Annotated in this window: 28 protein-coding genes; 12 read left to right on the forward strand and 16 right to left on the reverse strand. The window is 44.9% G+C overall.

What is annotated here, in order from left to right; genetic code table 11:
- Nucleotides 1-9: 9 nt before the first annotated feature.
- A complete protein-coding gene (gene fadE, locus AB4249_RS17700) occupies nucleotides 10-2,475 on the reverse strand; it encodes an acyl-CoA dehydrogenase FadE (protein ID WP_017060720.1) in 2,466 nt (821 codons plus the stop codon).
- Between the two features lie 328 nt (nucleotides 2,476-2,803).
- On the opposite strand from fadE, the gene lpcA reads away from it, so the two are divergent.
- The gene (lpcA, locus tag AB4249_RS17705; protein WP_065583987.1) at nucleotides 2,804-3,379 is read left to right on the forward strand and encodes a D-sedoheptulose 7-phosphate isomerase; all 576 of its coding nucleotides are present in this window, start codon (nucleotides 2,804-2,806) and stop codon (nucleotides 3,377-3,379) included.
- Between the two features lie 67 nt (nucleotides 3,380-3,446).
- Nucleotides 3,447-4,292: a class II glutamine amidotransferase gene (locus AB4249_RS17710; RefSeq protein ID WP_372104171.1), complete on the forward strand. Its 846-nt coding sequence runs from the start codon at nucleotides 3,447-3,449 to the stop codon at nucleotides 4,290-4,292.
- A gap of 100 nt (nucleotides 4,293-4,392) precedes the next feature.
- Here AB4249_RS17710 and purN read toward each other — a convergent pair whose 3' ends face one another.
- Nucleotides 4,393-5,067, reverse strand: coding sequence for a phosphoribosylglycinamide formyltransferase (gene purN, locus AB4249_RS17715; protein WP_372104174.1), 675 nt, complete (start codon nucleotides 5,065-5,067; stop codon nucleotides 4,393-4,395).
- A gap of 132 nt (nucleotides 5,068-5,199) precedes the next feature.
- Nucleotides 5,200-6,240, reverse strand: coding sequence for a phosphoribosylformylglycinamidine cyclo-ligase (purM, locus tag AB4249_RS17720; protein WP_008222945.1), 1,041 nt, complete (start codon nucleotides 6,238-6,240; stop codon nucleotides 5,200-5,202).
- 169 nt (nucleotides 6,241-6,409) lie between these two features.
- On the opposite strand from purM, the gene upp reads away from it, so the two are divergent.
- Complete coding sequence (gene upp / locus AB4249_RS17725; RefSeq protein WP_017060716.1) at nucleotides 6,410-7,036, forward strand: uracil phosphoribosyltransferase; 627 nt, start codon at nucleotides 6,410-6,412, stop codon at nucleotides 7,034-7,036.
- A gap of 141 nt (nucleotides 7,037-7,177) precedes the next feature.
- Here upp and AB4249_RS17730 read toward each other — a convergent pair whose 3' ends face one another.
- The gene (locus tag AB4249_RS17730) at nucleotides 7,178-8,416 is read right to left on the reverse strand and encodes a uracil-xanthine permease family protein (protein WP_017060715.1); all 1,239 of its coding nucleotides are present in this window, start codon (nucleotides 8,414-8,416) and stop codon (nucleotides 7,178-7,180) included.
- A gap of 278 nt (nucleotides 8,417-8,694) precedes the next feature.
- Here AB4249_RS17730 and AB4249_RS17735 point away from each other — a divergent pair, with 278 nt between their 5' ends.
- Nucleotides 8,695-9,954, forward strand: coding sequence for a DUF2066 domain-containing protein (locus tag AB4249_RS17735; protein WP_017060714.1), 1,260 nt, complete (start codon nucleotides 8,695-8,697; stop codon nucleotides 9,952-9,954).
- A gap of 110 nt (nucleotides 9,955-10,064) precedes the next feature.
- Here the strand turns inward: AB4249_RS17735 and AB4249_RS17740 are convergent, their stop codons facing one another.
- The 4 genes from AB4249_RS17740 to AB4249_RS17755 form a co-directional block, all read right to left on the reverse strand.
- A complete protein-coding gene (locus AB4249_RS17740) occupies nucleotides 10,065-10,502 on the reverse strand; it encodes a DUF2069 domain-containing protein (protein ID WP_017060713.1) in 438 nt (145 codons plus the stop codon).
- Nucleotides 10,499-11,092, reverse strand: coding sequence for an NAD(P)H:quinone oxidoreductase (wrbA, locus tag AB4249_RS17745; RefSeq protein ID WP_372104176.1), 594 nt, complete (start codon nucleotides 11,090-11,092; stop codon nucleotides 10,499-10,501). The genes AB4249_RS17740 and wrbA overlap by 4 nt, the downstream gene beginning before the upstream one ends.
- Before the next feature lie 6 nt (nucleotides 11,093-11,098).
- Nucleotides 11,099-11,449 (reverse strand): arsenate reductase (glutaredoxin), encoded by a 351-nt coding sequence (arsC, locus tag AB4249_RS17750; RefSeq protein WP_017060711.1) that lies wholly within the window; start codon nucleotides 11,447-11,449, stop codon nucleotides 11,099-11,101.
- 123 nt (nucleotides 11,450-11,572) lie between these two features.
- On the reverse strand, nucleotides 11,573-13,027 hold the full coding sequence (locus AB4249_RS17755) for a M48 family metallopeptidase (protein ID WP_017060710.1): 1,455 nt from the start codon (nucleotides 13,025-13,027) through the stop codon (nucleotides 11,573-11,575).
- Between the two features lie 178 nt (nucleotides 13,028-13,205).
- Between AB4249_RS17755 and AB4249_RS17760 the strand changes: the two genes are divergently transcribed.
- Together AB4249_RS17760 and AB4249_RS17765 are read left to right on the forward strand one after the other, a co-directional pair.
- Nucleotides 13,206-13,445, forward strand: a complete 240-nt coding sequence (locus AB4249_RS17760; RefSeq protein WP_017060709.1) for a sulfurtransferase TusA family protein — start codon at nucleotides 13,206-13,208, stop codon at nucleotides 13,443-13,445.
- Nucleotides 13,438-14,514 carry an AI-2E family transporter gene (locus tag AB4249_RS17765; RefSeq protein ID WP_017060708.1) on the forward strand — a complete coding sequence of 359 codons (1,077 nt, stop codon included), beginning with the start codon at nucleotides 13,438-13,440 and terminating at the stop codon, nucleotides 14,512-14,514. Before AB4249_RS17760 ends, AB4249_RS17765 begins: the two co-directional genes overlap by 8 nt.
- Nucleotides 14,515-14,662: 148 nt before the next feature.
- Here AB4249_RS17765 and bcp read toward each other — a convergent pair whose 3' ends face one another.
- Nucleotides 14,663-15,133, reverse strand: coding sequence for a thioredoxin-dependent thiol peroxidase (gene bcp, locus AB4249_RS17770; protein WP_017060706.1), 471 nt, complete (start codon nucleotides 15,131-15,133; stop codon nucleotides 14,663-14,665).
- Nucleotides 15,134-15,145: 12 nt separating this feature from the next.
- Nucleotides 15,146-15,688, reverse strand: coding sequence for a glycine cleavage system protein R (locus AB4249_RS17775; protein WP_017060705.1), 543 nt, complete (start codon nucleotides 15,686-15,688; stop codon nucleotides 15,146-15,148).
- A gap of 374 nt (nucleotides 15,689-16,062) precedes the next feature.
- Here AB4249_RS17775 and dapA point away from each other — a divergent pair, with 374 nt between their 5' ends.
- Nucleotides 16,063-16,941, forward strand: a complete 879-nt coding sequence (gene dapA, locus AB4249_RS17780; protein ID WP_017060704.1) for a 4-hydroxy-tetrahydrodipicolinate synthase — start codon at nucleotides 16,063-16,065, stop codon at nucleotides 16,939-16,941.
- 48 nt (nucleotides 16,942-16,989) lie between these two features.
- Complete coding sequence (gene bamC, locus AB4249_RS17785) at nucleotides 16,990-18,036, forward strand: outer membrane protein assembly factor BamC (protein ID WP_372104179.1); 1,047 nt, start codon at nucleotides 16,990-16,992, stop codon at nucleotides 18,034-18,036.
- A gap of 147 nt (nucleotides 18,037-18,183) precedes the next feature.
- On the opposite strand, the gene AB4249_RS17790 is transcribed toward bamC, so the two are convergent.
- The 4 genes from AB4249_RS17790 to AB4249_RS17805 all read right to left on the reverse strand — a co-directional run bounded on the left by AB4249_RS17790 (nucleotide 18,184) and on the right by AB4249_RS17805 (nucleotide 20,705).
- The gene (locus tag AB4249_RS17790; protein WP_146492475.1) at nucleotides 18,184-18,393 is read right to left on the reverse strand and encodes a DUF2897 family protein; all 210 of its coding nucleotides are present in this window, start codon (nucleotides 18,391-18,393) and stop codon (nucleotides 18,184-18,186) included.
- Between the two features lie 8 nt (nucleotides 18,394-18,401).
- Complete coding sequence (locus AB4249_RS17795) at nucleotides 18,402-19,076, reverse strand: M15 family metallopeptidase (RefSeq protein ID WP_372104181.1); 675 nt, start codon at nucleotides 19,074-19,076, stop codon at nucleotides 18,402-18,404.
- Nucleotides 19,077-19,122: 46 nt separating this feature from the next.
- Nucleotides 19,123-20,259 (reverse strand): succinyl-diaminopimelate desuccinylase, encoded by a 1,137-nt coding sequence (dapE, locus tag AB4249_RS17800; protein ID WP_372099685.1) that lies wholly within the window; start codon nucleotides 20,257-20,259, stop codon nucleotides 19,123-19,125.
- A 98-nt stretch (nucleotides 20,260-20,357) separates the two neighbouring features.
- Nucleotides 20,358-20,705, reverse strand: a complete 348-nt coding sequence (locus tag AB4249_RS17805) for an ArsC family reductase (RefSeq protein WP_017060699.1) — start codon at nucleotides 20,703-20,705, stop codon at nucleotides 20,358-20,360.
- Nucleotides 20,706-20,910: 205 nt separating this feature from the next.
- Between AB4249_RS17805 and AB4249_RS17810 the strand changes: the two genes are divergently transcribed.
- Nucleotides 20,911-21,198, forward strand: coding sequence for a helix-turn-helix domain-containing protein (locus AB4249_RS17810; protein WP_004734273.1), 288 nt, complete (start codon nucleotides 20,911-20,913; stop codon nucleotides 21,196-21,198).
- Between the two features lie 91 nt (nucleotides 21,199-21,289).
- On the opposite strand, the gene AB4249_RS17815 is transcribed toward AB4249_RS17810, so the two are convergent.
- Together AB4249_RS17815 and AB4249_RS17820 are read right to left on the reverse strand one after the other, a co-directional pair.
- Complete coding sequence (locus AB4249_RS17815; protein ID WP_065585044.1) at nucleotides 21,290-21,622, reverse strand: DUF4156 domain-containing protein; 333 nt, start codon at nucleotides 21,620-21,622, stop codon at nucleotides 21,290-21,292.
- A 12-nt stretch (nucleotides 21,623-21,634) separates the two neighbouring features.
- Nucleotides 21,635-21,979 carry a DUF2956 domain-containing protein gene (locus tag AB4249_RS17820; protein ID WP_065585043.1) on the reverse strand — a complete coding sequence of 115 codons (345 nt, stop codon included), beginning with the start codon at nucleotides 21,977-21,979 and terminating at the stop codon, nucleotides 21,635-21,637.
- Nucleotides 21,980-22,088: 109 nt separating this feature from the next.
- Between AB4249_RS17820 and AB4249_RS17825 the strand changes: the two genes are divergently transcribed.
- The 3 genes from AB4249_RS17825 (at nucleotide 22,089) to AB4249_RS17835 (ending at nucleotide 24,794) form a co-directional block, all read left to right on the forward strand.
- Nucleotides 22,089-22,550 (forward strand): DUF2919 domain-containing protein, encoded by a 462-nt coding sequence (locus AB4249_RS17825; protein WP_017060696.1) that lies wholly within the window; start codon nucleotides 22,089-22,091, stop codon nucleotides 22,548-22,550.
- Nucleotides 22,551-22,615: 65 nt separating this feature from the next.
- On the forward strand, nucleotides 22,616-23,539 hold the full coding sequence (locus AB4249_RS17830; RefSeq protein WP_102394434.1) for a Dyp-type peroxidase: 924 nt from the start codon (nucleotides 22,616-22,618) through the stop codon (nucleotides 23,537-23,539).
- A 121-nt stretch (nucleotides 23,540-23,660) separates the two neighbouring features.
- Entirely contained in the window at nucleotides 23,661-24,794 is a 1,134-nt protein-coding gene (locus tag AB4249_RS17835; RefSeq protein WP_017063389.1) for a flagellin, read from the forward strand.
- Nucleotides 24,795-25,106: the final 312 nt, after the last annotated feature.

Here is a 25,106-nt window from a genome sequence, read left to right on the forward strand (position 1 = left end):
TTTCTAACCTTAAGCGACGTTATCAATCGATTGGTCTGGGTACTGAGACTTTGCTGCAAGCTCCTCTGGAGAGAAGTCGTCAACGTTAATCGTGTACAGTCTATGTTCCTCGGCGCTAATCAGCAGAACTGCCTCTTCTTGCGTTAAGATGCCTTTCTCTAACCCTAATTGAGCCACAAGGTCTAGTCGTAAGAAAGCGCGCTTTTGGTGTGTCTCTTTGCAGACTTTGTCGAACAGAGGTTCAGCTTGAAGAATCACTTCTAGCGCTTTTTCAATCTTACCTACTGGGTTGTATTCCGTCGCTTCTAGGTATTGGCCGCGACCTATACGAGAGCGTGTTTCGCTTGGTGTTTGTAGAATGTGCGCAACTTTGCTATCGAGCTTGTCGTTTGGAGCACGACGGATACGACCAAATGGCATTAGCACAACACGAAGCAGACGACCAATCACAGGGTTAGGGAAGTTCGCTAAGAATTCATCAATCGCCACTTCAGTCTGACGTAAGCTATCTTGCATCCCCCAATGTACTAACGGTAGATCTTCAGCGTGGCTGCCTTCACTTTCAAAGCGCTTCAACGTTGCTGAACCGAGGTAAAGTTGACTTAAGATATCACCCAGTCTTGCTGATAAACGTTCTCTACGCTTCAGTGATCCGCCTAGAACTGCCATTGAAATATCAGACAGTAGCGCTAGGTTTGCACTGTAGCGGTTTAGCTGTTGGTAGTAACGCTGTGTCTGTTTATCTGTTTTATTTGAAGGTGTTGGCGCATCAGAACCACGACCATCGGTTAAACCAAACCACAAGCTGCGGACTAGGTTGCTCATCGTAAAGCTAACGTGCCCTGCTAACGCTGAATCAAACTTATCAAGCGCATCGCTGCTTTCAGAATAAGCCGCTTCCATTTCGTTCAGTACGTAAGGGTGACAGCGAATCGCACCTTGACCATAGATGATCATTGAACGAGTCAGGATGTTTGCGCCTTCAACCGTAATCGCGATAGGCGAGCCTTGGTAGCCACGAGCTAGGAAGTTCGATGGGCCTAAACAAATGCCTTTACCACCGACGATATCCATCGCATCAATGATGCTGCGCTGGCCACGGTGAGTACAGTGGTACTTAACGATTGCAGAGATAACCGAAGGCTTTTCACCAAGGTCGATGCCCGCAACGGTTAGGTTACTTGCAGCGTCCATTACATAAGCGTTACCTGCAAGGCGTGCAAGTGGCTCTTCAACCCCTTCCATGCGGCCAATAGGCTGTTTGAACTGACGGCGGATACGAGCGTAAGCGCCAGTTGCAAGCGCGGCAGACTTGATGCCACCAGTTGAATTTGAAGGCAGTGTGATACCACGACCAACCGACAGGCACTCAACCAGCATACGCCAGCCTTGACCGGCCATTTTCTGACCGCCAATGATGAAATCGATAGGCACGAAGATATCGTCGCCTTGCGTCGGGCCATTTTGGAAAGGTACGTTTAGTGGGAAGTGGCGGTTGCCAATCTCTACGCCTTTTAAATCCGTTGGGATAAGCGCACAAGTGATACCAAGATCTTTTTGATCACCAAGCAGGCCATCCGGGTCACGAAGTTTAAAAGCTAAGCCTAATACCGTCGCGACAGGCGCGAGAGTGATGTAACGCTTGTTCCAAGTTAGGCGCATGCCAAGTACTTCTTCGCCTTGCCAGTCGCCTTTACATACCACACCGTAATCTGGGATAGAGCCTGCATCTGAACCGGCTTCTGGGCTAGTCAGAGCAAAACAAGGGATCTCTTTACCTTCCGCTAAGCGAGGCAGGTAGTGGTTTCTTTGTTCTTCTGTTCCGTAGTGTTGTAAAAGTTCACCAGGGCCTAATGAGTTAGGTACGCCAACCGTCGATGACAATACACTAGAAACGCCCGTTAGCTTCTGTAGAACCAAAGATTGAGCGTAAGCTGAGAACTCTAAGCCGCCGTATTTTTTCTTGATGATCATGGCGAAGAATTTATGGTCTTTCAGGTATTGCCATACTTCTGGTGGCAAATCAGCAAGCTCATGTGTCACTTGGTAATCATTGACCATTTCACACACGGTATTTACTGGGCCATCTAAAAACGCTTGCTCAGCTTCAGAGAGCTTCGGATCAGCAATGTTCTGAAGCTTCTTCCATTCAGGTTTGCCTTTGAACAGCTCTGCTTCCCACCATACTGTGCCAGCTTCTAGTGCTTCTTTTTCTGTCTGAGACATCGCCGGTAGAACTTTCTTAAATAAAGAGAGTGCTTTTTGGCTGATCAGTGTCTGACGAATGGTCGGTACAGCAAAGATCGCAACGGCTAATAGATAGCAAAGCCAGCCAGTAACAGCCACGCCGCCAAGCAGTGTTAATGCTACCATTGCGCCGGTTAATACAACTAATGCACGTACCAGACTAACTCTATGGTAAAGACAGACGCCTAAGATGGCGGTCATGCCGAGTAGGGAGAGCAATATGTTCATGATCGATTTCCTTTTCAGAGATCACTTATTGTTATTAAGTTTTAGGTAAGAGGTCTAACCAGTTAAGTGTAAACAAAATATTAAATATTTGTAAAACTCCAAAGTGAGTAAAAAGTGATCTCAATAGAGTTAAAGTTCTAATTGTGAGAGGTTGGTGGCGAATATTTGGACGGATCGGCAGTGAGACCCTAATAAAGGTTGCAATCTTTGGGCTTAAGTGTCGACACTATTTCATGTTTGTGGGTAAACTCAGTTATAAAGAGGGGAAAACCCTCAGTTCTCATTTCGCGTACTTTAAGTTACGTCAAAAAAATAAGAGATAAGCCTTATGTACCAAGACCTAATCAAAAGTGAATTAAACGAAGCTGCTGACGTTCTGAATAAGTTCTTGAGTGATGATCACAACATTGCTCAAATTGAAGCGGCTGCAAAACTGATTGCTGACTCATTCAAACAAGAAGGCAAAGTGCTTTCTTGTGGTAACGGTGGCTCACACTGTGATGCGATGCACTTCGCGGAAGAGCTAACAGGCCGATACCGTGAAAACCGTCCAGGTTACGCTGGCATTGCGATTTCAGATCCAAGCCACCTGTCTTGTGTGAGTAATGATTTTGGCTACGACCACGTATTTTCTCGTTATGTAGAAGCGGTAGGTCGTAAAGGTGATGTGTTGTTTGGTCTGTCGACTTCAGGTAACTCTGTCAATATTCTAAAAGCGATTGAAACTGCTCAAGCTAAAGGCATGAAGACGATTGCATTGACGGGTAAAGATGGCGGTAAAATGGCGGGTTGTGCTGATATCGAAATCCGAGTGCCACACTTTGGTTACGCAGATCGCATCCAAGAGATTCACATTAAGATCATTCATATTGTGATTCAGCTTGTTGAAAAAGAGATGGAATAGTAGTTTTACAGACATTTGGAACCCAGGTTTGTGGCTCCATTGGTTTTAATAGGGAGTAGATTAAACCATGTGTGAATTGCTCGGTATGAGCGCGAATGTGCCAACTGATATTTGTTTTAGCTTTACTGGTCTTATGCAGCGTGGAGGCAATACTGGCCCGCACCGCGATGGCTGGGGTATTACCTTCTATGAGGGAAAGGGTTTTCGTACATTTAAAGATCCTAACCCTAGCTGTGAATCTAAGATCGCTGAGTTGGTTCAAAACTACCCAATTAAAAGCCAAGCCGTTGTCAGTCATATCCGTCAAGCGAACCGTGGTGGTGTTAATCTAGAGAATACACACCCTTTTACTCGTGAGCTTTGGGGGCGATACTGGACCTTTGCTCACAATGGTCAATTAACGGATTACGACGATCTGATTAGTGGTCGTTTCAGACCGGTTGGCGAGACAGACAGTGAGCTCTCCTTCTGTTGGCTACTCAAACAACTTGAAGAGCGTTTCCCTGAGCCACCTCAAGATATGGAAGGTATGTTTCGCTTCGTAGCGGAATGTTGTGACCAGCTCCGAGAGAAAGGCGTTTTCAACATGTTGTTGAGTGATGGTGAGTACGTGATGACGTACTGTACCAATCATTTGTACTGGATAACAAGACGCGCGCCTTTTGGCAACGCGAGCTTAATTGATGAAGACGTTGAGATTAACTTCCAAGAAGAGACCACGCCGAACGATATAGTTACCGTAGTGGCAACTCAACCTCTTACATGCAATGAGGAGTGGTTTAGAATGAAGCCTGGCGAATATGCGCTGTTTCATTTTGGTGAGCTGATAGGCAACAATCATAAAGCATTGGAAGATGTCGCTTATGCGCCGAAGAAGGTAGCAAGCCAAGCGCCAACTGAGCCATTGAGCTAAAACCTCCGGGTAGTATTATTTGCTCTGAACAAAAGAGAGGCCGCTTACTGAACCAAAAGATCAGTAAGCGGCCTTTTTATTTGATTTAGTTTTTGACGAACTACTCTTCTGCGTAACCGTGCTTGCCCAACGCTATACCGTCTAAGATCGCTTGCCCGTTTACCATTAATAAACGATCTTCAGCGAACCATTTGCAGACCATCGGATAAATACAGTGCTCTTGGGTGAGGACTCGGCTTGCCAACATATCAGCATCATCACCTTCAAATACCGGCACCTTAGCTTGCAAGATCACAGGGCCGCCATCGAGCTCCTCGGTAACAAAGTGGACGCTAGTACCGTGTTCTTTGTCTTGCGCATCAATGGCACGCTGGTGGGTGTGTAGGCCTGGGTATTTCGGCAACAGAGAAGGGTGGATGTTGACCATTTTCCCTGCATAGTGACGAACAAACTCTGAACTCAGGATTCGCATGTAGCCAGCGAGTACGATTAAATCTGGCTGGTAAGCATCGATCTGAACCATCAATTCATGGTCAAACTCTTCACGTGAACCAAAGTCTTTTGGATTCACTGAATGAGCGTCAACACCTGCGGTTTTCGCTCGTTCTAATCCAAAAGCCTCTGCTTTGTTTGAGAAGACAGCTTTAACCGATGCATCAATCATATCGCTATCGCAGGCATCTAAAATAGCCTGTAAGTTACTTCCGCTTCCTGAAACTAACACAACGATGTTTTTCTGAGAGTGACTGGTTTTATTTGAGTGATTGTTTTTCATAGAGTGGGTCATACGATTGATTAACTGAATTGTTTACAATGTACCTACATAAACTAAGGTTTTCTGCGGGCTAAATAGCAAAATGAGGACCATTAGGTCCTCATTGATTAACTAAGTAAGTGAGCGTATCACTTATTTAATTTCAACTTGCTCTTCGCCAGCTTCAGCGTTTGCGATCTCACCGATAACCCAAGCGTTTTCGCCTTCAGCTTTCAGTAGTTCAACAGCAGCGTCTGCTTGATCTTTAGGTAGAGCAACAACTAGGCCTACACCACAGTTGAAAGTGCGGTACATTTCGAATGTCTCCACGTTACCTTTCTCTTGTAGCCAGTTGAAGATAGCAGGCCATTCCCAGCTCTTGCCATCAATGACTGCTTTAGTACCTTCAGGAAGTACGCGTGGGATGTTTTCCCAGAAACCACCACCTGTGATGTGTGAGATAGCATGAATGTCATGCTCTGCAATCATCTTAAGTGCCGATTTGATGTAAATCTTAGTTGGTTCTAGTAGGTGCTCACCGATAGTGCGACCTTCTAGTTCTTCACTCTTATCAGCACCAGAAACTTCTAGGACTTTACGAATTAAAGAGTAACCGTTTGAGTGTGGACCACTTGAGCCAACAGCGATAAGTGCGTCGCCTGCTGCTACTTTAGTGCCGTCAATGATGTCCGCTTTTTCTACAACACCAACACAGAAGCCAGCTACATCGTAGTCGTCGCCTTCGTACATGCCTGGCATTTCAGCAGTTTCACCACCGATTAGTGCACAGCCAGCTTGAACACAGCCTTCAGCAATACCAGAAACAACGTCTGCTGCTGTATCTACATCTAGCTTACCTGTTGCGTAGTAGTCTAGGAAGAATAGCGGTTCACCACCTTGAACGATTAAGTCGTTCACACACATTGCCACTAGGTCGATACCAATGGTGTCGTGTTTTTTCAGATCCAAAGCAAGGCGAAGTTTAGTACCAACACCATCAGTACCTGAAACAAGTACCGGCTCTTTGTATTTCGTTGGAAGTTCACATAGGGCGCCAAAGCCACCAATACCGCCCATTACTTCAGGGCGACGAGTGCGTTTAACAGCACCTTTGATACGGTCTACTAGTGCATTACCTGCGTCGATATCAACACCAGCGTCTTTGTAGCTTAGAGAAGAAGTATTACCACTCACGGGATAGTCCTCGAACTTAAGTTGGATGTGAAAACGGCGCTATTCTAACAGGGCTTGAATATGAAGAGCAAACGTTTGCGCGGTTTTTTTTATTAGAATAAAGATTCTGAAATAACCCTAGAGTTCGTGTATAATCTACAGGTTTGTTTAAATATTGCCGGAGTTGGAAATGAAAGTTGTTGAAGTGAAACACCCGCTAGTAAAACATAAAATTGGCCTGATGCGTGAAGGTGAGATTAGCACTAAGCGTTTTCGTGAGCTAGCGACAGAAGTGGGTAGCCTTCTAACATACGAAGCGACATCAGACTTTGAAACTGAGCGTGTGACGATTAACGGTTGGAACGGTCCAGTAGAAGTTGACCAAATTAAAGGTAAAAAAGTAACGGTAGTGCCAATCCTACGTGCTGGTCTAGGCATGATGGACGGCGTTCTTGAGCACATCCCAAGTGCACGTATCAGCGTTGTTGGTATTTACCGTGACGAAGAAACACTTGAGCCAGTACCATACTTCAACAAGCTTGCATCTAACATCGACGAGCGTATTGCTCTAGTGGTAGACCCAATGCTTGCGACAGGTGGTTCTATGATCGCGACTATCGACCTAATGAAAGAGAAAGGTTGTAAGCACTTTAAGATTCTTGTGCTTGTTGCTGCTCCTGAAGGTATCGCTGCTCTAGAAAAAGCGCACCCAGACGTTGAGCTTTACACCGCTGCAATCGATGAGAAGCTAAACGACAAGGGCTACATTGTTCCTGGTCTTGGCGATGCTGGTGATAAGATCTTCGGTACTAAGTAATTCGGTTTCAGCTTAAGTGACTCTAAACAGTTCCTTAACTCGCTGAATTAGCCGTATTAGTAAAAAGGGAGAGCATTCAATGCTCTCCCTTTTTTGATCTTGTTGGTTTGTGATTCTTTGGAATCTAGCCTTACCGACTCATTAATCGATTTGAGCTTTATCTACCACAGTGTTGTCACCTAGCTCTTCTGGAAGTACTAGGTTAAGTAGAATCGCAACGATACCGCACAAGCTTACGCCCTGTAGGCTAAAGTCACCGATACCAAAGGCCATGCCGCCAATACCAAAGACTAAAGTAATGCCCACAATCACAAGGTTACGTGATTTGTGTAGGTCAACATTGTTTTTGATTAGCGTGTTAAGACCCACTGTTGCGATAGAGCCAAACAGTAGAATCATGATTCCGCCCATTACAGGAACCGGAATCGTTTGAAGTAGTGCGCCTAGCTTGCCAACCAATGCAAGAACGATGGCTGTGACTGCAGCCCAAGTCATGATCACAGGGTTGAATGCTTTGGTAAGCATTACTGCGCCTGTTACTTCACTGTACGTAGTGTTTGGCGGCGCGCCCAGCATTGAAGCGGCAATTGTTGCCACACCGTCGCCAGTAATAGTGCGGTGTAAACCTGGTTTTTTAAGGTAGTCTTTACCGGTCACGTTAGATATCGCAAGCATATCACCTACGTGTTCAACGGCAGGTGCAATCGCGACAAATACCATAAAAAAGATAGCGTTGATGTTGAACTCTGGCGTTGTGAAGTTTGGCAGTGCTAACCAAGATGCTTGCGCTACTGGAGTGAAGTCTACCGCGCCGTATACCAAGCTGGTGATGTAACCCGCAACAATACCACCGAAGATTGGCAGTAGCTTAAGGAAGCCTTTTGAAAACACACTGATGACAATCGTCACTAACAGTGAAATTGAAGAGATCCACAGGGCAGCGTCTGCATCAACAAGCTGAACCGCACCATCGCCTGTCTTACCTAGCGCCATGTTAACTGCAACAGGTGCAAGACCTAAACCGATAACCATGATCACAGGGCCAACAACGACTGGTGGAAGCAGTTTATGGATGAAGCCAACGCCACGAACTTTAATTAACGCGCCCATTAGTACATACACAACACCCGCCGCCATCAAGCCGCCCATGGTTGCACCAACACCCCAAGTTTGAATACCAAACATGATAGGCGCGATGAAAGCAAAAGAAGATGCTAAGAAGATTGGCACTGAACGGCGTGTAATAAGTTGGAATAAAAGGGTACCGATACCTGCGCCAAACAGTGCAACGTTGGGATCGAGTCCAGTCAGTAGCGGCACTAATACAAGCGCACCAAATGCTACAAACAGCATTTGCGCACCTTGCAGAGCATTTTTCATGTTATGTCCTTAAAAATGGTCGTTATATGAAAAGCGAAAAATAAAATTCGCGGGATTCTATCACTTGGCAATCGATTGCTACACCAAATAGATCAAATTTATTTATCTTAGTGATGTTTTATATCCATCTAAGCCCTAGAAATTCAGTTTATAAGTGAGCGATTTATCATGGCCAGGTGATATTTTGTGGTTATTAAACACAGTGGGCGCTATCGACCTTGCCCCTCAATCCATAGTTGCTTATCATCTAGGCACAAGATTTGAATATTAGGATCAGTATGCGCTACATAGCATTGTTGTTGATGGGACTATTAGCCTCTCCGAGTTATGCCTTAACTCAAGTAGATATTTTTAGTGCTGAAGTTGCGATTAACGCTGAAGACAAACAGCCAGAACAAGTGGCAAGAAATACAGGTATGGAGCAGGTATTGATACGTGCGACTGGCCAAACTGATGTCGCTTCGAATGAGACGATTCAAAAGGCGATGCGCAAGAGTTCGCAGTACATGTCTCAAATGAGTTTTGGCGAAAGCAATGACCAATCAACATTGCGTATGCGTTTTAACGGTGCTCAAATCCGTTCTCTGTTGACTCAAGCACAGTTACCTTACTGGCCTGACACGCGTTCAAACATCCTTGTTTGGCTTGTGGAAGAGGACAACTACGACAAGAACATCGTATGGGAACACTCTAACTCACAGTTAGCAGCTAGCTTACAAGCGAACGCAAAAGAGCGTGGCTTGCCTCTAACGCTGCCTGTGGGTGACTTTGACGATATTACGGGTATTGCGACTTCTGATTTGTGGGGTAGCTTTGTTACGCCAATCAGTAAAGCGAGTCAGCGTTATCCTGTTGATGCTGTGTTGGTGATAAAGGCTCAATCTTCAGGCCTACGTTGGGCTCTATACGATCAAAAGCCAAGTCAATTGACGAGTGCACCAACATCGCCTGTAAGTGGTTCACTATCGGGTAACAGCGACACGACTTCTAAGAAGTTAGTTGACCAAATCAGTAACTACTACGCAGGCAAAAGTGCTGTGACGGTAGCGAGTGAGTCATCAGAATCGATTTTAACGCAGTTTATTAGCCTGAATAATGCTCAAGACTTCTTCCAGTTAGAGAACGCACTTAAGCGTCTAAACTCGGTGGCAAGCCTAGATATTCTGAAGATTCAGAACAACGAAGTCACTTTCCGAATTCACTTATTGTCGACTCAACAAGAGTTTGAGCAAGAAGTAGCAAGTATTCGCCAAGTTGCGAAGGTTGAAGAATCTTACATTGAGCCTGAAGTGAGCCCTGAATTTGAAACTCAAGACAACACAATGTCTGTAGGTGATGATTCAACAGACGCTGCTGAAGTCGTTGGTGACGAAACTGACTCAGGCGTACAAGTGATTAAGGGCAACGAGGTATCTGAGGATGCTGAGCTAACGAATACGCCTGACGCAACGTTAGAGGATTCTAGTACAGAAGATCTAACCATCACTGCGCCAGTACATGCTAAGCCAAGCTTGGTATACGAGTGGGTTCGCTCATAATTGTCAGCTGACATGACTGATTGAAATGAAAACTTGAAAAAAGCCCTGCAAGAGCAATCTCGCAGGGCTTTTTGTTTGTAAGCGGTCAGTTTAAAAGCATGGGCTCAATATTATTGCTCGAACTTAGCTTTTTCTCTCTTTTCTACTTCAGAAAGACGCTTCAACTTGATGCCTAACTCTTTGGCTCTAAAGCGAGTAAATAAGATATTGCCCGCGAAACCTAGAGTCGTCAGAAGCAGTTCTACAGCCGCTAATAAACGTTCACCATCGTCTACATACAAGATAGTTAATGCGTGTAGGAAATAGAGCATCAAAACGAAATTTGCCCAAGCGTGCGTATAAGGCTTACCTGCTAAAATACCCGGTAATGGCAGCAACAGTGGGATAGCCCAAGCAATCGCCAGTGTGACATTACTGAGATGAGGGTGCGGTGAAAGCGTCATCTGCCAAGCCACCACCCAGAATAAAAGTGACAAGTTGCCCGCTAAAGCAAGGTAGCGAAATAGCTTGGTTTTGGGAGACATAGCCTTCTCTGGCATATACATCATTGAGAAATTCCCTTCTGGTTTAACGCGATGCGCGCTAGACGTTTACCTAGGTTTTGCGCCAACTCAATCTCTTCTTTGCTAAGTGAAGCGCTCTCTCCAGTACTGCTTGCACCATAAGGCGTACCACCAGTTTGAGTGGTGTGCAGCGCCGGTTCTGAGTAGGGGATGCCCACGACTAACATGCCGTGATGAAGCAGGGGCAACATCATGTTTTGTTGTGTTGTCTCTTGACCACCATGCAATGATGAAGAAGAGGTAAATACACAACCTGGCTTATCGATGAGATCACCATTGATCCACATTGATGTCGTGCTATCCCAAAAGTGCTTCATTGGCCCGGCCATGTTACCAAACCAAACCGGACTGCCTAGCGCCAAACCATCACAAGATCGAAGCTCTTGTAACGAGGCAATAGGATCGGTTGGTTGATAGCGTGAATCAGGCTGCTCTTCTACCGTGTACACGTCGTTCACCGTTCTTAACATGGCTTCACAGTTTGGGATAGACTCAACCCCTCGTGCAATCTGCCTTGCTAGAGCTTGTGTGTTGCCGTGGCGGCTGTAGTAAAGAACAAGAATGTTAATGCTCATATTGGATTACAGAATCTCTAGCACTTGCTCTGGTGGACGACCAATTTTTGCTTTGTTGTTCGCGACAACGACTGGGCGCTCAAACAGTTTTGGATTGGTTGCCATCGCGGCGAAAAGATCTTCATCAGTGACTGAAGCATCACCAAGGTTTGCTTCTTTGTAGTCCGCTTCTTTGGTGCGCATCATGTCGCGAACACTGTCAAAACCAAGCTGAGTGAACAGTACTTTCAGCTGTTCAACTGTTAACGGAGTCTCTAGGTATTTGATTACCTCTGGCTGTACGCCGTTTTCCTGAAGCACTTCTAGAGTTTGACGGCTCTTTGAGCAGCGTGGGTTATGATAAATCACGACAGACATGGTTCTTCCTCATTATTATTTTTGATTTAATTGTTTAGCTGAAGCCACCATAGGTGACTTCTTTTTTTTGTGTAACGTTGAGCTTTCTTTTTATACTGGCAACGAGCGTTACCAGTAAACACTCTATTGTAGCGACAAGAAGCGCTCTCGTTGAATCATTAGCTGATCAATTCGAGCGTCGTAGCGTGCTTGTTTTAGGCTTCCTAATTCTGCGATTTGGCTTGCTTGCGTGTAGTACTGAATCGCTTTGTTCCAGTTGGCTTGCAGTGCCAAAATTTCTGCACGAGCAGCCAGTTCTTCGTCGCTATTACCAAGGCTCGTATTTACTTTTGAAAGTAAGTGCCAGCCATTGGTGTCATTCGGGTTATCGTGCGTGTAACGCTGCAATACGCGAACCGCTTCTTGAAGATCTTCATTTTCAATCAGTGCGTTGGCGTAGTTAATGGTCAGAACCGGGTTGTTTGGTTGACGAACCAGTGCCGATTTAAGTTCTTTAATCGCAATCTCAGGCTGCTTCTTCTCGATGTGCAGATCCGAAATAGCATCTAGATAAAACAGGTTGGTTGGATCGCTGTTAATCAGCTTGTTCAGGATGGGCTCTGCTTTGTCTAATTTTTTAGAGTCTAGGTAAACCAGTGCTTGGCCATATTCTAATGACGGAACCAAAGCTTTAGGGGCTTTCTTTAGCTGACGCTCAAACCAATCAAGAGCAGCATCATTATTAATGCCAGCATAGCGCGCAACAATGCGGGCTCTTGCTAGGTGGTAGTCCAGAGAGGGAGCCAGTTTCAGTGGCGGGTAACTACGAGCACGAGCACGTGAATCGGTAATTCGGTCTTCTGGTAATGGGTGAGTCAGTAGCATTGGCGGTGGTGTGCTCGCATAGCGATATTCATCAGCTAAACGGCCAAAGAAACGTGGCATCGCATTCACATCAAACCCAGCTTTTGCTAGCGTGTTGATACCAAAGCGGTCGGCTTCTTTTTCATTACTACGGGTGTAGTTGATTTGGCTTTGCATATTACCCGCAGTCGTTGCCGTTAGGGCTGCAATGCCGGCTTCAGGAGCTGCAATTGCCAGTAATACAGAGGCTGCTAGCGCTGCAATGGTTGCTGGAGAGCGGCGCGCTTGGTCTTCCATACTACGCGCTAAGTGACGTTGGGTTACGTGCGCGATTTCGTGCGCTAATACAGAAGCTAATTCACTTTCAGATTGTGCATGCAGGAATAGACCTGAGTGCAAAGCAACATAACCACCAAAGAAAGCAAAGGCGTTGATGTTGCGGTCACGGATCATAAAGAACTGGAAAGGTGTCTTTACATCATTTGCGTTCGCGACCAGACGATGGCCAAGAGTATCAATATATAGATTTAGAACTGGGTCGTTTACGATAGGCTGGCTACTTCTGATGATGCGCATGTAGGCATCACCATAGATAAGCTCTTGGTCGATAGTGAGTGTGCCGCCAGCAGCGGTACCGATATCTGGTAGCTCCAAACTATTGGTATTCGCCATAGTTGGGGTGCTTAATGTAGCTGCGATGCATAAGCAAGCAATTGAGCGAGCGCGTTTAAACATATTAGTCAGTAATACTCCGTTTCTTCTGACAGTAAGACAAGTGCAATGGAAATTGGTTCTTTATCTGATTTAACCTTTGCCAAGTGCGTGCGCTATCATGAAGGAGGATGAATGAATGATGGCGCGTTTTCAAAAACAGATTACAATACGACCCTTATAATAAGCATCGAGCTCAAGAATGACACCTAATATTCTAGATTTACGCCAAGAGCGCTGTCCAATGGCGCTATTATTAGCCAAGCGTCACAGTGTAAAGTTAGAAGTAGGGCAGTCATTGTCAATTTATGTGTCTGATAACAGTTCGATGAAAGATATTGTTACTTATTTGTCTAAGCAAGCCTATGACGTCATCACTGAGGTTTGCTCTAATTACCATCATCTCCTCGTCACTAAAAAGGAATTGCAGTCAGATGCTTGAAATGGTCAATCGTTGGTATAAACGACGTTTCTCTGATCCCCATGCTGTCAGTTTGGTTGCCATCATTCTCTTCGGCTTTATTACGATCTACTTCTTTGGTCACCTAATTGCGCCACTCTTGGTTGCAATTGTGTTGGCTTATTTGCTTGAGTGGCCTGTTACCCAACTTCAAAGACTCGGTGTTCCAAGAACGCCTTCGGTGATGTTGGTGATCATGATGTTCTTTAGCCTGATGTTGCTGGCGCTGTTTGGTTTAGTGCCTACCATTTGGGAGCAAGTGGGTAACCTCATCAATGATATTCCAAGTATGTATGGCGGCTTACAGAAGTTCATCGCGACGATTCCTGAGCGCTATCCTGAGTTAGCAAACTTGCAGATCGTTGAATCGATTGTGTCTAACGCGAAAAACAAAGCATTAGGCTTTGGTGAAAGTGTTGTTAAAGGTTCTTTGGCTTCTCTTGTGAGCTTGGCTACGCTTGCGGTTTACTTGATTCTTGTGCCGCTGCTGATCTTCTTCTTATTAAAAGATAAAGAAGAGATGATCAGCATGGCGAGTGGCGTGTTGCCTAAAAACCGTCGTCTAGCGACCAAGGTTTGGGTTGAGATGAACCAACAAATCTCGAACTATATTCGCGGCAAGGTCCTTGAGATCTTGATCGTCGGTGGTGTCAGCTACGTGACCTTTGCGATTCTAGATTTACGTTATTCAGCTCTGCTGGCTGTCGCGGTTGGCTTCTCGGTACTGATTCCTTATATCGGTGCGGCGGCTGTGACCGTTCCTGTCGCGATTGTCGGTTTGTTCCAGTGGGGATTAGAACCTCAGTTTTACTGGTTGCTTCTCGCTTACGGTATTATCCAAGCGCTAGATGGTAACGTGCTCGTTCCTGTTCTTTTCTCTGAAGCGGTGAACCTGCACCCAGTGGCCATTATTGTTGCCGTGTTAGTGTTTGGTGGACTGTGGGGATTCTGGGGCGTGTTCTTTGCTATCCCGTTGGCAACGTTAGTTAAGGCGGTTTGGAATGCCTTACCGAGTCACGCATTAGACGATGACCCCGAACATCAAAAGTAATTGATCTTGTTATAGAAAAAGGCCGAACATCCATGATGTTCGGCCTTTTTGCTCTTAGCTTAATAATTAGCTTAATAATTAGCTTAATGAGTGTTGCTATTGCCTTAGAAAGTGATGAATCTAAGTCATTAACTCACTCAAATCGCCCTTAAGCTTCTTGATTGAAGTAATCTAGAACCACTTCGTGGTGAGTCTTAGTCTTGAACTTGTTGAAGACATGTTCAATCTGACCTTCTTCATCAATTAGGAAGCTAATACGGTGCAGACCGTCGTAGATTTTACCCATGAATTTTTTCTCGCCCCAAACGCCAAACTGTTCAGCAACGCTGTGGTCTTCATCAGATAGCAGGGTGAAGTTTAGAGATTTCTTCTCAACGAAGTTTGGTAGACGTTTTACTGGGTCAACACTCACACCTAGAACAACCACGTTTAGGTCATCAAGCTGTGTTTTGATATCACGCAGGCCTTCCGCTTGCACAATACAACCTGGAGTCATTGCTTTAGGGTAAAAATAGAAAAGTACTTTTTTACCTTTGAAGTCACCAAGAGATACGATATTGCCATCTTGATCTGGAAGAGAAAAAGCAGGTGCTGGAACACCAGCCGTTAGCGTATTCATGACATTTCCTTTTTAAAGACTGTTTTTGATAAAGTTGAGCGAGCCTTGGACTGATAGGCTCTGACACAGCGAATCGAATTCTTCTTGTAGCTGCATCAAGTTACATTCTGATTGCACAGAAGCGGTAATAGAGATATGGAATTGGTCGTTGTCGAGTTGAACCTTAGATTTATTGATGGTTCGTGCACTTAACGAATCGAGGCCGATGTTTCGGTCTGCGAAGAACTGGGTAAACTGCTCAGTAAGTCCGATTTTATCGTCTGACTCAACGAACACCTCTACTGTGTAAGAGTTCTCAATAACATCATGAGTTGAGGTTCGCTTCATAATCGTAATCAAGTCGTGCTCTTGTCCAAGCAAGGGCAAGGTGGTTTCAACGCGGGTAATGTTGTTTGCCTTTCCAGACAGCAGCATGATAAGCGTAAATTCTTCGCCAAACAGGGCGATACGGCTATCAATAATGTTACAGCCTGATTGGGTGACTAAATGAACCACTTGGTTGCATACACCTGGGCGATCAGTGCCCACAGCTGTGATTACTAGATGTTGAGTCATAAAATCACGTCTCTTTATATTCCATTGATTCATGCATGTTAGCACAGTTAGCTCGTGGAATAAGCGTGCGTGCGGGGCTTTTTATGTGCGACCTTGCTTCGAACATGCAACCAATGATAAGAATATCGAGCGCGTTAAAAAATGAGATAGAGCGATGAGAGCACAGCTTACTTGTTACTTACATCCAGTGATGTGCTATCCGCTAGATTGAGTGCAGGTTACCCAAATTCTAGGTAGAACGCCGTTAGAAGTCGTTTTACCTCAAACATACGACAATATTTAATGCAGATGTTGCCGGTAAGCCACTTTAATGTCTTGTGTTTATTGATTGGCTTACAGTAACATGCAAAAAGAATAAATTAAGGGAGATAGACATGTTTTCAGGAAGTATCGTTGCGCTAGTTACGCCATTTAATACAGATGGTGAAGTGGATTTCGACAGCCTTAAAAAGTTAGTTGAGCACCATATTGCTGCAGGTAGTGATGGTCTGGTTGCGGTTGGCACAACAGGTGAGTCTTCAACACTCACTATTGAAGAGCATGTCAAAGTCGTCAACAAGATCGTTGAATTTGCTGATGGTCGTATTCCCGTTATCGCTGGTACAGGTGCAAATGCAACTCATGAATCTGTTCTATTCAGCCGTTTGTTGAATGGTTCTGGTATTGCTGGTTGCCTGAGCGTAACGCCTTACTACAACAAACCGACTCAAGAAGGTTTGTACCAACACTACAAAGCGATTGCTGAAGTCAGTGACGTTCCACAAATTCTATACAATGTTCCAGGTCGTACTGCGGTAGACTTGTTGCCAGAAACGGTTGCTCGTCTTGCTGAGATCGAAAACATCGTTGCACTGAAAGATGCGACGGGTGATCTCGACAGAATTGCAATTCACCGTGAACTTTGTGGCGAAGACTTTATCTTACTAAGTGGTGATGACTTAACAGGCCTAGAATTTGTTAAGCGTGGTGGCGATGGCGTCATCTCTGTAACGAACAATGTTGCAGCCGCTGATATGGCAACCATGTTCAAGCTAGCAAAAGAAGGTAAGTTTGAAGAAGCGGAAGCGATCAATGAGCGTTTGATGCCTCTACATAAGAATTTGTTCGTTGAGTCTAACCCTATTCCCGTAAAATGGGCGGTTCATAAAATGGGTCTGATTGCTGAAGGTGGCTTACGTCTACCGCTGACTGAACTGTCAGAGCCAGCTCAACCTGTTGTTGCTCAAGCAATGACTGAAGCGTGCATTTACTAAAACGTATGAAGTGATGCCGAAGCGAACCTTCGGCATTTAGGAGTATAAATGAAGTATTCTCACCAGCTAGTGATTGGGTCACTGGCTGTTTTCGTTCTTACAGCATGTTCTGGCAACCCGACTCAACGTCGCCAAGCCAAAGATGATTTCGAATACTTAGAAACACCTGAGTTTTCACAATGGCAATTGCCTGTAGATGCTCAGCCTCAGTTCTACCCAAATTTTGACATCCCAAGCGGTGAATTCAGTGGTGGTACTGGTCGTGAAGTGGATATTCGTCCACCGCAACAGGTTCTTGAACTGATCCCGGGTGCTCGTGCTGAGCGTCAAAACGGTGAAGTGACACTATGGCTTCTTCGCGCAGAAGAGGCAGACCGCGTGTGGCAAACGGCTGTAGATATGCTGGCTCAACGTGGTATTGGTATTCGTGAGCAATCAGAGAGTGAGATTGAGACCGATTGGGTAACTTGGGTTTCTGAAGATGAAGACGTAGAGATTGGTAGTCGTTACTCTATCTCTCGCTTCCAAGCAAACAACCGTCATGGCTTCAAGATTAATCTGATTGATTGGCGTGAAGGTACTGAAGAGAAAACAGTAACGGCAACCAATAAAGAGCGTTACAACGCGTTCCTGACCAACCTAGTTATGGCTAAGTACGATGAAAACCTTCGTGCTGAAGCGGCGCTGAAAGCGCAAGAGTTGGTGAAGCGTATTCCAATTTCAATGGGTGCTGACCGCAGTGGTTTCCCTGTGATTATTGCTCGTACGCCATACAATGTATTCTGGCAGCGTCTGCCTAACTTGTTGCCTGAAATGGGCTTTGAGCTTGAAGAACGCAATCAATCTCAGGGTACGGTGAAGGCGAAGTACGCAGCACCAGATGATGAGTTCTGGGAAGAAATTGGCCTACAGCCTATCGACTTAGCGCCAGGCACTTACAACTTCCTATTTGGTGACCTTGGCAACCGTACGTCAATCAACGTAACGGATGCATCAGGTAAGCCAGTAGAAGAAGAGCTGCTTAAGTCTATGGTTCCGGTATTAGCGCATATTGCTGACCAAACCAAAGATGACAAAGAAGCGAAAGCTGAGTAGTCATTCAAGCCGTCACAAGCTGAGTTAAATCAGCCTTGTGATTAGCAAAAGCAAATAAAAAAGAGGACACACTGTGTCCTCTTTTTTATTGTATTCGTTGTCATCAGGCTGCATTGGTCAATCAAGCGGATTAGCCAAAGAAAAAAGCTATGCGTCTTTACTGTCTTTGGATTCTTCTTTTTCAGCTTTCTCTTGATTCTGTTTATCCAAGCGATTGAGCTTATCTAAGTCTCGCTCTGTTTTACCACGACCCGTCAGATCCATATTTGCGGTCTGTTTGAGCGCTGCGATGTTACCCACCACAACGCTAACTACGATGATGATGATAACCCAAGGGTTTGTAAGCCACTCTAACATAAGCGCTCCTAATGGCTGATGTTCGCTACGAAGCGTGCGTAGATCTCGTCTAGCTGCTCCATAATAATCTCATACCCTAATATTGGCTTAGATTGGAGTTGCTTGCCAAGTAAAGTCGGAGATAACTGTGATAAACACGACTCCGATACTTTGCGATGGCTGATATGCCATGGTTCGATCGCCACACCACCCAAATCTTGGCTGTAAGGAAAGAAGAAACCAAATTGTGCAGCATGAACTGATAGCCATTGGTAAAACGATTGCTGGTGGCCAGTAAGGTATTCCCATGGTTCTAATTGCAGATGTATGCCTTCAGGTAAGTGGTTACGAGCAAAGACATCGAAGTCACAACCCCAATGATGACGACTCGCGCCGGGAAGCGCAGACCATCTCAGGATAGCCGATAGCTTTTGTTGTTCGGTCAGTTTTGAAGCATCAAGAGGTTGGCTTTCTGAATCTAATATCGGAGCTTCGCCAGAAAACTTACGGTTCCAAATCAGAGATTGCCTTTCATAGTCGCGAAAGCCACTGGCAATCTCCATTTTAAAACCAGCGAGCTGAGCAGCTTCAATCAAATTATTCAGGTCATTCTTAACCTCACTGTGGACCAAGAAGGTCTTGGTGCCGATCAGGCTAGGCTCTAGATGAGAATCTGATTGTCCGGTAAGCTGCTCTGGTGTCATAACTAGTCTCTCAATAATTGGATGCTATGAATCGCTGATAAAAGAACTATTTAGCGAACAGGTTCACTAATGTTTTTTCGTACATGTCGGTTAGCTTCTCTAAATCAGCCACTTTCACGCATTCGTTAACCTTGTGAATAGTTGCATTCACAGGGCCTAGTTCTACGACTTGCCCTTTCATGCGTGCAATAAAGCGTCCGTCAGATGTCCCGCCAGTCGTTAGCAGTGCTGGTTTCACATCATTGACGTGACCCACTGCATCGACAATAGCGTCAAGCAGTGAACCTGCGTCTGTTAAGAACGGGTCACCATTGAATGTCCATTTAAGGTCGTATTCGAAGTCGTACTTATCTAGCGTAGTTGTGATTCGTTCAACGATGATGTCGTTGCTTAACTCGGTACTAAAACGCAGGTTAAACTGAACATTGAACTCACCGGGGATAACGTTTGAAGCCCCTGTGCCCGCGCTTACATTTGGGATTTGGAAACTGGTTGGTGGGAAGTAATCATTACCTTTATCCCACTCAGTTGTTGCTAGCTCATTAATAGCAAGCAGAGAGCTGTGTACTGGGTTGTTTGCTAGGTGAGGGTAGGCAACATGACCTTGTGTGCCTTTAATCGTTAGGTCGCCAGTGATAGAGCCACGACGGCCGTTCTTCACGACATCACCCACGAACTCAGTGCTCGATGGTTCACCAACGATACACATATCGATGTTTTCACCGCGCGCCATTAATGCTTCAACAACACGTACAGTACCGTTGATGAAAGGACCTTCCTCATCTGAAGTGATCAGGAAACCAATTGAGCCTGTGTGGTCTGGGTGTTTGGCAATGAACTGCTCGACGGCAACAATCATTGAAGCCAGAGAGCCTTTCATATCAGCAGCGCCACGGCCATGTAGGAAACCGTCTACGATAGTCGGTTCGAATGGTTTAGTGTTCCACTGTTCGATTGGGCCTGCAGGTACCACATCAGTGTGACCAGCAAAAGCAAACAGAGGCGCTTCAGTACCACGACGAGCCCAGAAGTTGGTCGTATCTTCAAATACCATCACTTCGATTTCAAAACCGAGTGCTTTTAAGCGTTCAATCATCAGGTCTTGGCAGCCTGCATCTTCTGGTGTTACCGATTGACGGCTGATTAGGTCTTTTGCCAGAGCCAAAGTTGGGCTATCTGTCATCCTTGAATTCCTTGTTTAAATAAAACGTCTAGTCATTAATTTTTAGAAGCTGATTCAATGATCAACGTCCAGTTGTCTGTCTATGTAAATACAACGATCTAAGCAAAAATAGCCGCGTATTGGTCGGCTTTAAATCCGATGTGAAGCTTACCTTCAACTTTTAAGATTGGGCGCTTGATCATGGCAGGTTGTTCAACTAGCAAAGTCACCGCTTTTTCTTCTGTTAGGGTGTCTTTCTGTTCTTGAGAAAGTTGGCGATAAGTCGTACCACGTTTGTTTAGCACAAGCTCCCAACCTAGCTCAGAGCAGAAGCTTGTTACTAGCTCTTCTGTGATGCCTTGTTTGCGATAATCGTGAAATTCGAACTCGATACCTTCAGCTTCGAGCCATTTCTTTGCTTTTTTAATGGTGTCGCAATTTGGGATACCAAACATGGTGATAGTCATTATTCTTCCTTTGAGTGATTTTATTTCATTGTTATGAGTTGAATCCTATCAGGAAGCAGCAACTCAGACAAAATAGAGTGATGAATATTTCATAGAGTGAAAAAAAAGCGTAAGAAAATGTCACTATTGGAGACTTATTGATCAGCCTCAACATGTTGTCAGCGAAAAAAGAAATAATTGAGCTGCACATATATAGGAGGTGTCAATGGAGTTGAGTCCTGTTTTTGCAAGGCGGCTATATTTAGCATTGTTAGTGGAAAGCCTTGATAGGCCAAATGTGCCTAAACTCATCGAAAAAACGGGGTGGCCTCGTCGTACTATTCAAGATGTACTCAAGGCGTTACCGGGGATCGGTATCGAACTTATGTTTGTTCAAGATGGGCGACGTCATAATGATGGCTATTACCAGTTATCCGACTGGGGGCCATTTGACAGTCAATGGGTTATCCAGCGTAAAGGCGATATAGCAACAAGCCTTGGATTTAGTGCATAAGCCAGCGAAAGCTGGCTTTCTTTTTTTAGAATAGAAATAGTAGGGAGCATCTCGCTAATATGAGTTGTGAGCTACCCCATTACGTTTCTATTTACTTACACAGATAGGCAGTTCCCAGCATAGTCACGGATGTGGAAAAATCTTGGGGAAGTGTGAATATCACGGTATCTGCGCCTAGCTCAATCGTATTCGACTTGAGTTGATTCATGGCGCCTTGAATCAATGTGTCATTTGGGTAAAACAGGTAGTTGTACCAATGGCCTTCGCTGCCTGTGACTTCCCCTTTATACTGACATTTATCGATATTAATCACGCCATGGTAATCCATTTGCACGTTGGCAGCTTCGCTATGAGGCGTTGATGTCGGTGTCGTGCAACCGAGTAACACGCTACTCATAGCCAAAGCGATTAATTCCTTTTTCATACGCTTATCCTGTTATTTCATCAAATAAATCGCGAAGCCTACCCAGCTTGCGAACAGTAGTAACCACGGCAGTTTAGTGGCGTGATTTGATGGTGTTTCAACACTTGTTTCGATCGTGTCTTCTTGGTGTTGATTAGCTTGTTGAGTCTGTTTTTCTTTCTGTACGCGCTTCTTCGCTTTATCGGCTTGGCGGCTGCGTTCTTTTTGCTGTTTCTTGTACAGTGCGATGCCTTTCTCGATACCCTGAGCAATCAGTTTAGTTTGTTCTTTGGTTTGAGCTGGCTTTTGAGTCGCTTTGGCTATCTTCAGTGCTTCCTGTTGAGATTCAACAGAGGGCGTATTAGTTTTGTTTTTCATACTGAGTTCGACAATTAAAACGGATTGGCTACTAAGATAACGCAAAGCTAGTTAAGTATGAATGATTTGCGTTAAAGTGTTGGTTTGAAAATAAGTGAAAGTGAGATTTGTGCGGTACTCCATAGAACAATACGACAAGCACGGCTTTTTGAAAGCTCCAATCTTGCTCTGGCTAGGTTGGTTGTTTCTTGCGAAAGCCTTGGTCGTTTTCATTGTTGCAGGCGCAAGCCGAGAATCGGGAACCGATATTCTTGAGATAATCTACCCAGACCATCAGATGTTTTATGTCGGGATCGCGTTGAGTGTGCCTAGTTTGCTGCTGATGTGGTTATTTGGGCTAAGATCGCCAGATAGAAAGCGCCTTAACAAAGTCGTGTCATGGGGACGTTGGGTTACCATGATGGCTATCTTGGCACAGGGCTCCCATACGATTTATTTAATCTATTTGGATAACGGATGGTTCCGTTGGTCAAATGGCATCACCCTATTGTTGCTGCTGTGGTTAGCGCTTTATCTAACCAATAGCCATGCTGCAAGGGATTGCTTTAAAGTGGTTGAGCTCGAAGACTGATTCTCATCAAAACATTTGTCCCATTCACAATTATACTTAGAAGCTAAAACTGGAAGGAATAATCTATGCTTAATGTTTCAAATGAGCAGCCTAACGTTCAAAGTGCTATTTTGCCTGAAGCTGGGCCTTTCGCGCTTTACGTTCAACTTAAAGTGAACGCTAATACTGCTAATGTACTAGCAGAAATTCAAAAGCTTCCGACTCTAATCGACGAACTAAACCAAACTCAGCCTGATGCGAACTTAACGGCATCGGTTGCGTTCTCAAAAGCTTTTTGGGATAGGTTCGAGCAAGCAGCGCCCGCTGATTTGATCGACTTCCCTGTGCTGGGTGAAGGTGATATCACAGCACCGAGCACACTGTCTGACGTTCTGATTCACTGTCATTCAAACCGACATGATCTGCACTTCTTTATCTTGCGTAAATTGCTATCTGAAGTAGCAGCTGATGTTGAAGTGGTTGATGAAACTTATGGTTACCGCTTCCTAGACTCTCGTGACATGACAGACTTTGTTGATGGCACTGAAAACCCGAAAGACGCACAACGTGCTGAAGTTGCTATTGTGCCTGAGGGTGAATTCGCTGGTGGTAGTTATGTGATGGTGCAGCGTTTTGTGCACAATCTGCCAGCTTGGAATCGCTTGAATGTGTCGGCACAAGAGAAAGTGATTGGCCGAACTAAACCTGATTCAATTGAGTTAGATGATGTTCCTGCGGCGTCTCACGTTGGCCGTGTGGATATCAAAGAAGAAGGCAAGGGGCTTAAGATTGTTCGCCACAGTCTACCTTACGGTACTGCTACGGGCGACCACGGCTTATTGTTCATTGCTTATTGTAACGTTCGTCATAACTTCGATGCGATGTTAGAGAGCATGTACGGCGCAACAGATGGCAAAACAGACCAACTGCTTCGCTTTACCAAAGCAGTGACTGGCGCTTACTACTTTGCACCTTCAACTGACATGTTGAGTGTATTAACGATTAAGTAAATCACCTCATCTGCAGCAAAGAAAGGGAGCCTCAGGGCTCCTTTTTTATTAAAGCTTTATATGAACTGGTCGATATAAGAGCAATCGTGAGTTTTATTCATCTTTTTGTAAGCGAAGGTCTATGGCTATAACTGTCAATACGAATGTCTCGGCGTTAGTGGCTCAGAGAAACCTCTCTAACGCTAATAACATGCTGAACCAATCTTTGGAGCGCTTAGCTTCAGGGAGCCGTATTAATAGTGCAAAAGACGATGCGGCTGGCTTACAGATCTCAAATCGATTAGAAGCACAGATGAGTGGCATTGATGTTGCTGTTCGAAATGCTAACGACGGTATCTCCATTATGCAGACTGCAGAAGGGGCGATGAATGAAACCACTAATATCATGCAGCGCATGCGAGACTTATCCCTACAAGCGAGTAACGGCTCGAATAGTTCATCGGAACGAATCGCTATTCAAGAAGAAGTCACCGCGTTAAATGACGAGCTGAATCGAATTGCCGAAACCACTTCATTCGGTGGTAAAAAACTCCTTAACGGCAGTTTTGGGCACACCTCGTTTCAAATCGGCGGCAGTTCGGGCGAAGCTGTGCAGATTGGTTTGAAAAGCATGCGTACTGATGACATCAACATGGGCGGCTTTAGCTACGTTGCTAATGGCATGGCCAGTGATTCATGGGAAGTGAAATCAAACCAGAATGATATGACGATGTCGTTTACCGATCGTTTTGGTCAGCCACAAGAGATCACCATCAACGCGAAAGCGGGCGATGATATCGAAGAGTTGGCGACTTACATTAATGGTCAAACGGATCTCTTATCGGCTTCTGTTAATGATGACGGACAACTTCAGATTTATATGTCAGGTGAAGATACCGCGGGTACCATCTCTTTTTCAGGTTCATTAGCCAGTGAGCTTTCGATGTCAGCGGGCTATTACGAGTCAGTTAATGACATCAATGTAACGGATGTGGGTGGTGCTCAGCGCGCCGTCTCTATTTTGGATACGGCGATGAAGTATGTCGATAGCCATCGCTCTGAATTAGGGGCAATGCAAAACCGCTTTGATCATGCCATTAACAATCTTGAAAACGTTCATGAGAATTTGGCGACATCAAACAGTCGAATCAAAGATACCGACTACGCCAAAGAAACCACTCAAATGCTCAAGCAACAAATACTGCAGCAAGTGAGCACAACGATACTCGCTCAAGCCAAGCAAGCGCCGAATCTAGCTTTAACGTTATTAGGTTAATGAATTACCTACAATCTTATAAAAGCATTTCAGCTTGGCCGGTGCTTTTTGGCGAATAAAAATACAATTTCTCACTCGACTGACTTCCCGGCAACTTTAGCGATTTTCTCATCTTTTTTCGATAATTTTACGACCAGTCACGCTTTCTTCTGTTTTACCGCTATTTCTTTAAATTTGTTGTTTTTTTCCTAAAGGTTTCGCCAATCACGCCGTTATTAAAAGTAACTTAGAGATAACTACTTGGTTTTCCGAGACGTCGGAAACCGCTATACCGGAAAATCAATTGGAGAAGTCACCATGGCAGTGAATGTA

Source organism: Vibrio sp. 10N.261.55.F4, from assembly GCF_041470465.1.
In the GTDB taxonomy this organism is placed as follows: domain Bacteria; phylum Pseudomonadota; class Gammaproteobacteria; order Enterobacterales; family Vibrionaceae; genus Vibrio; species Vibrio crassostreae_C.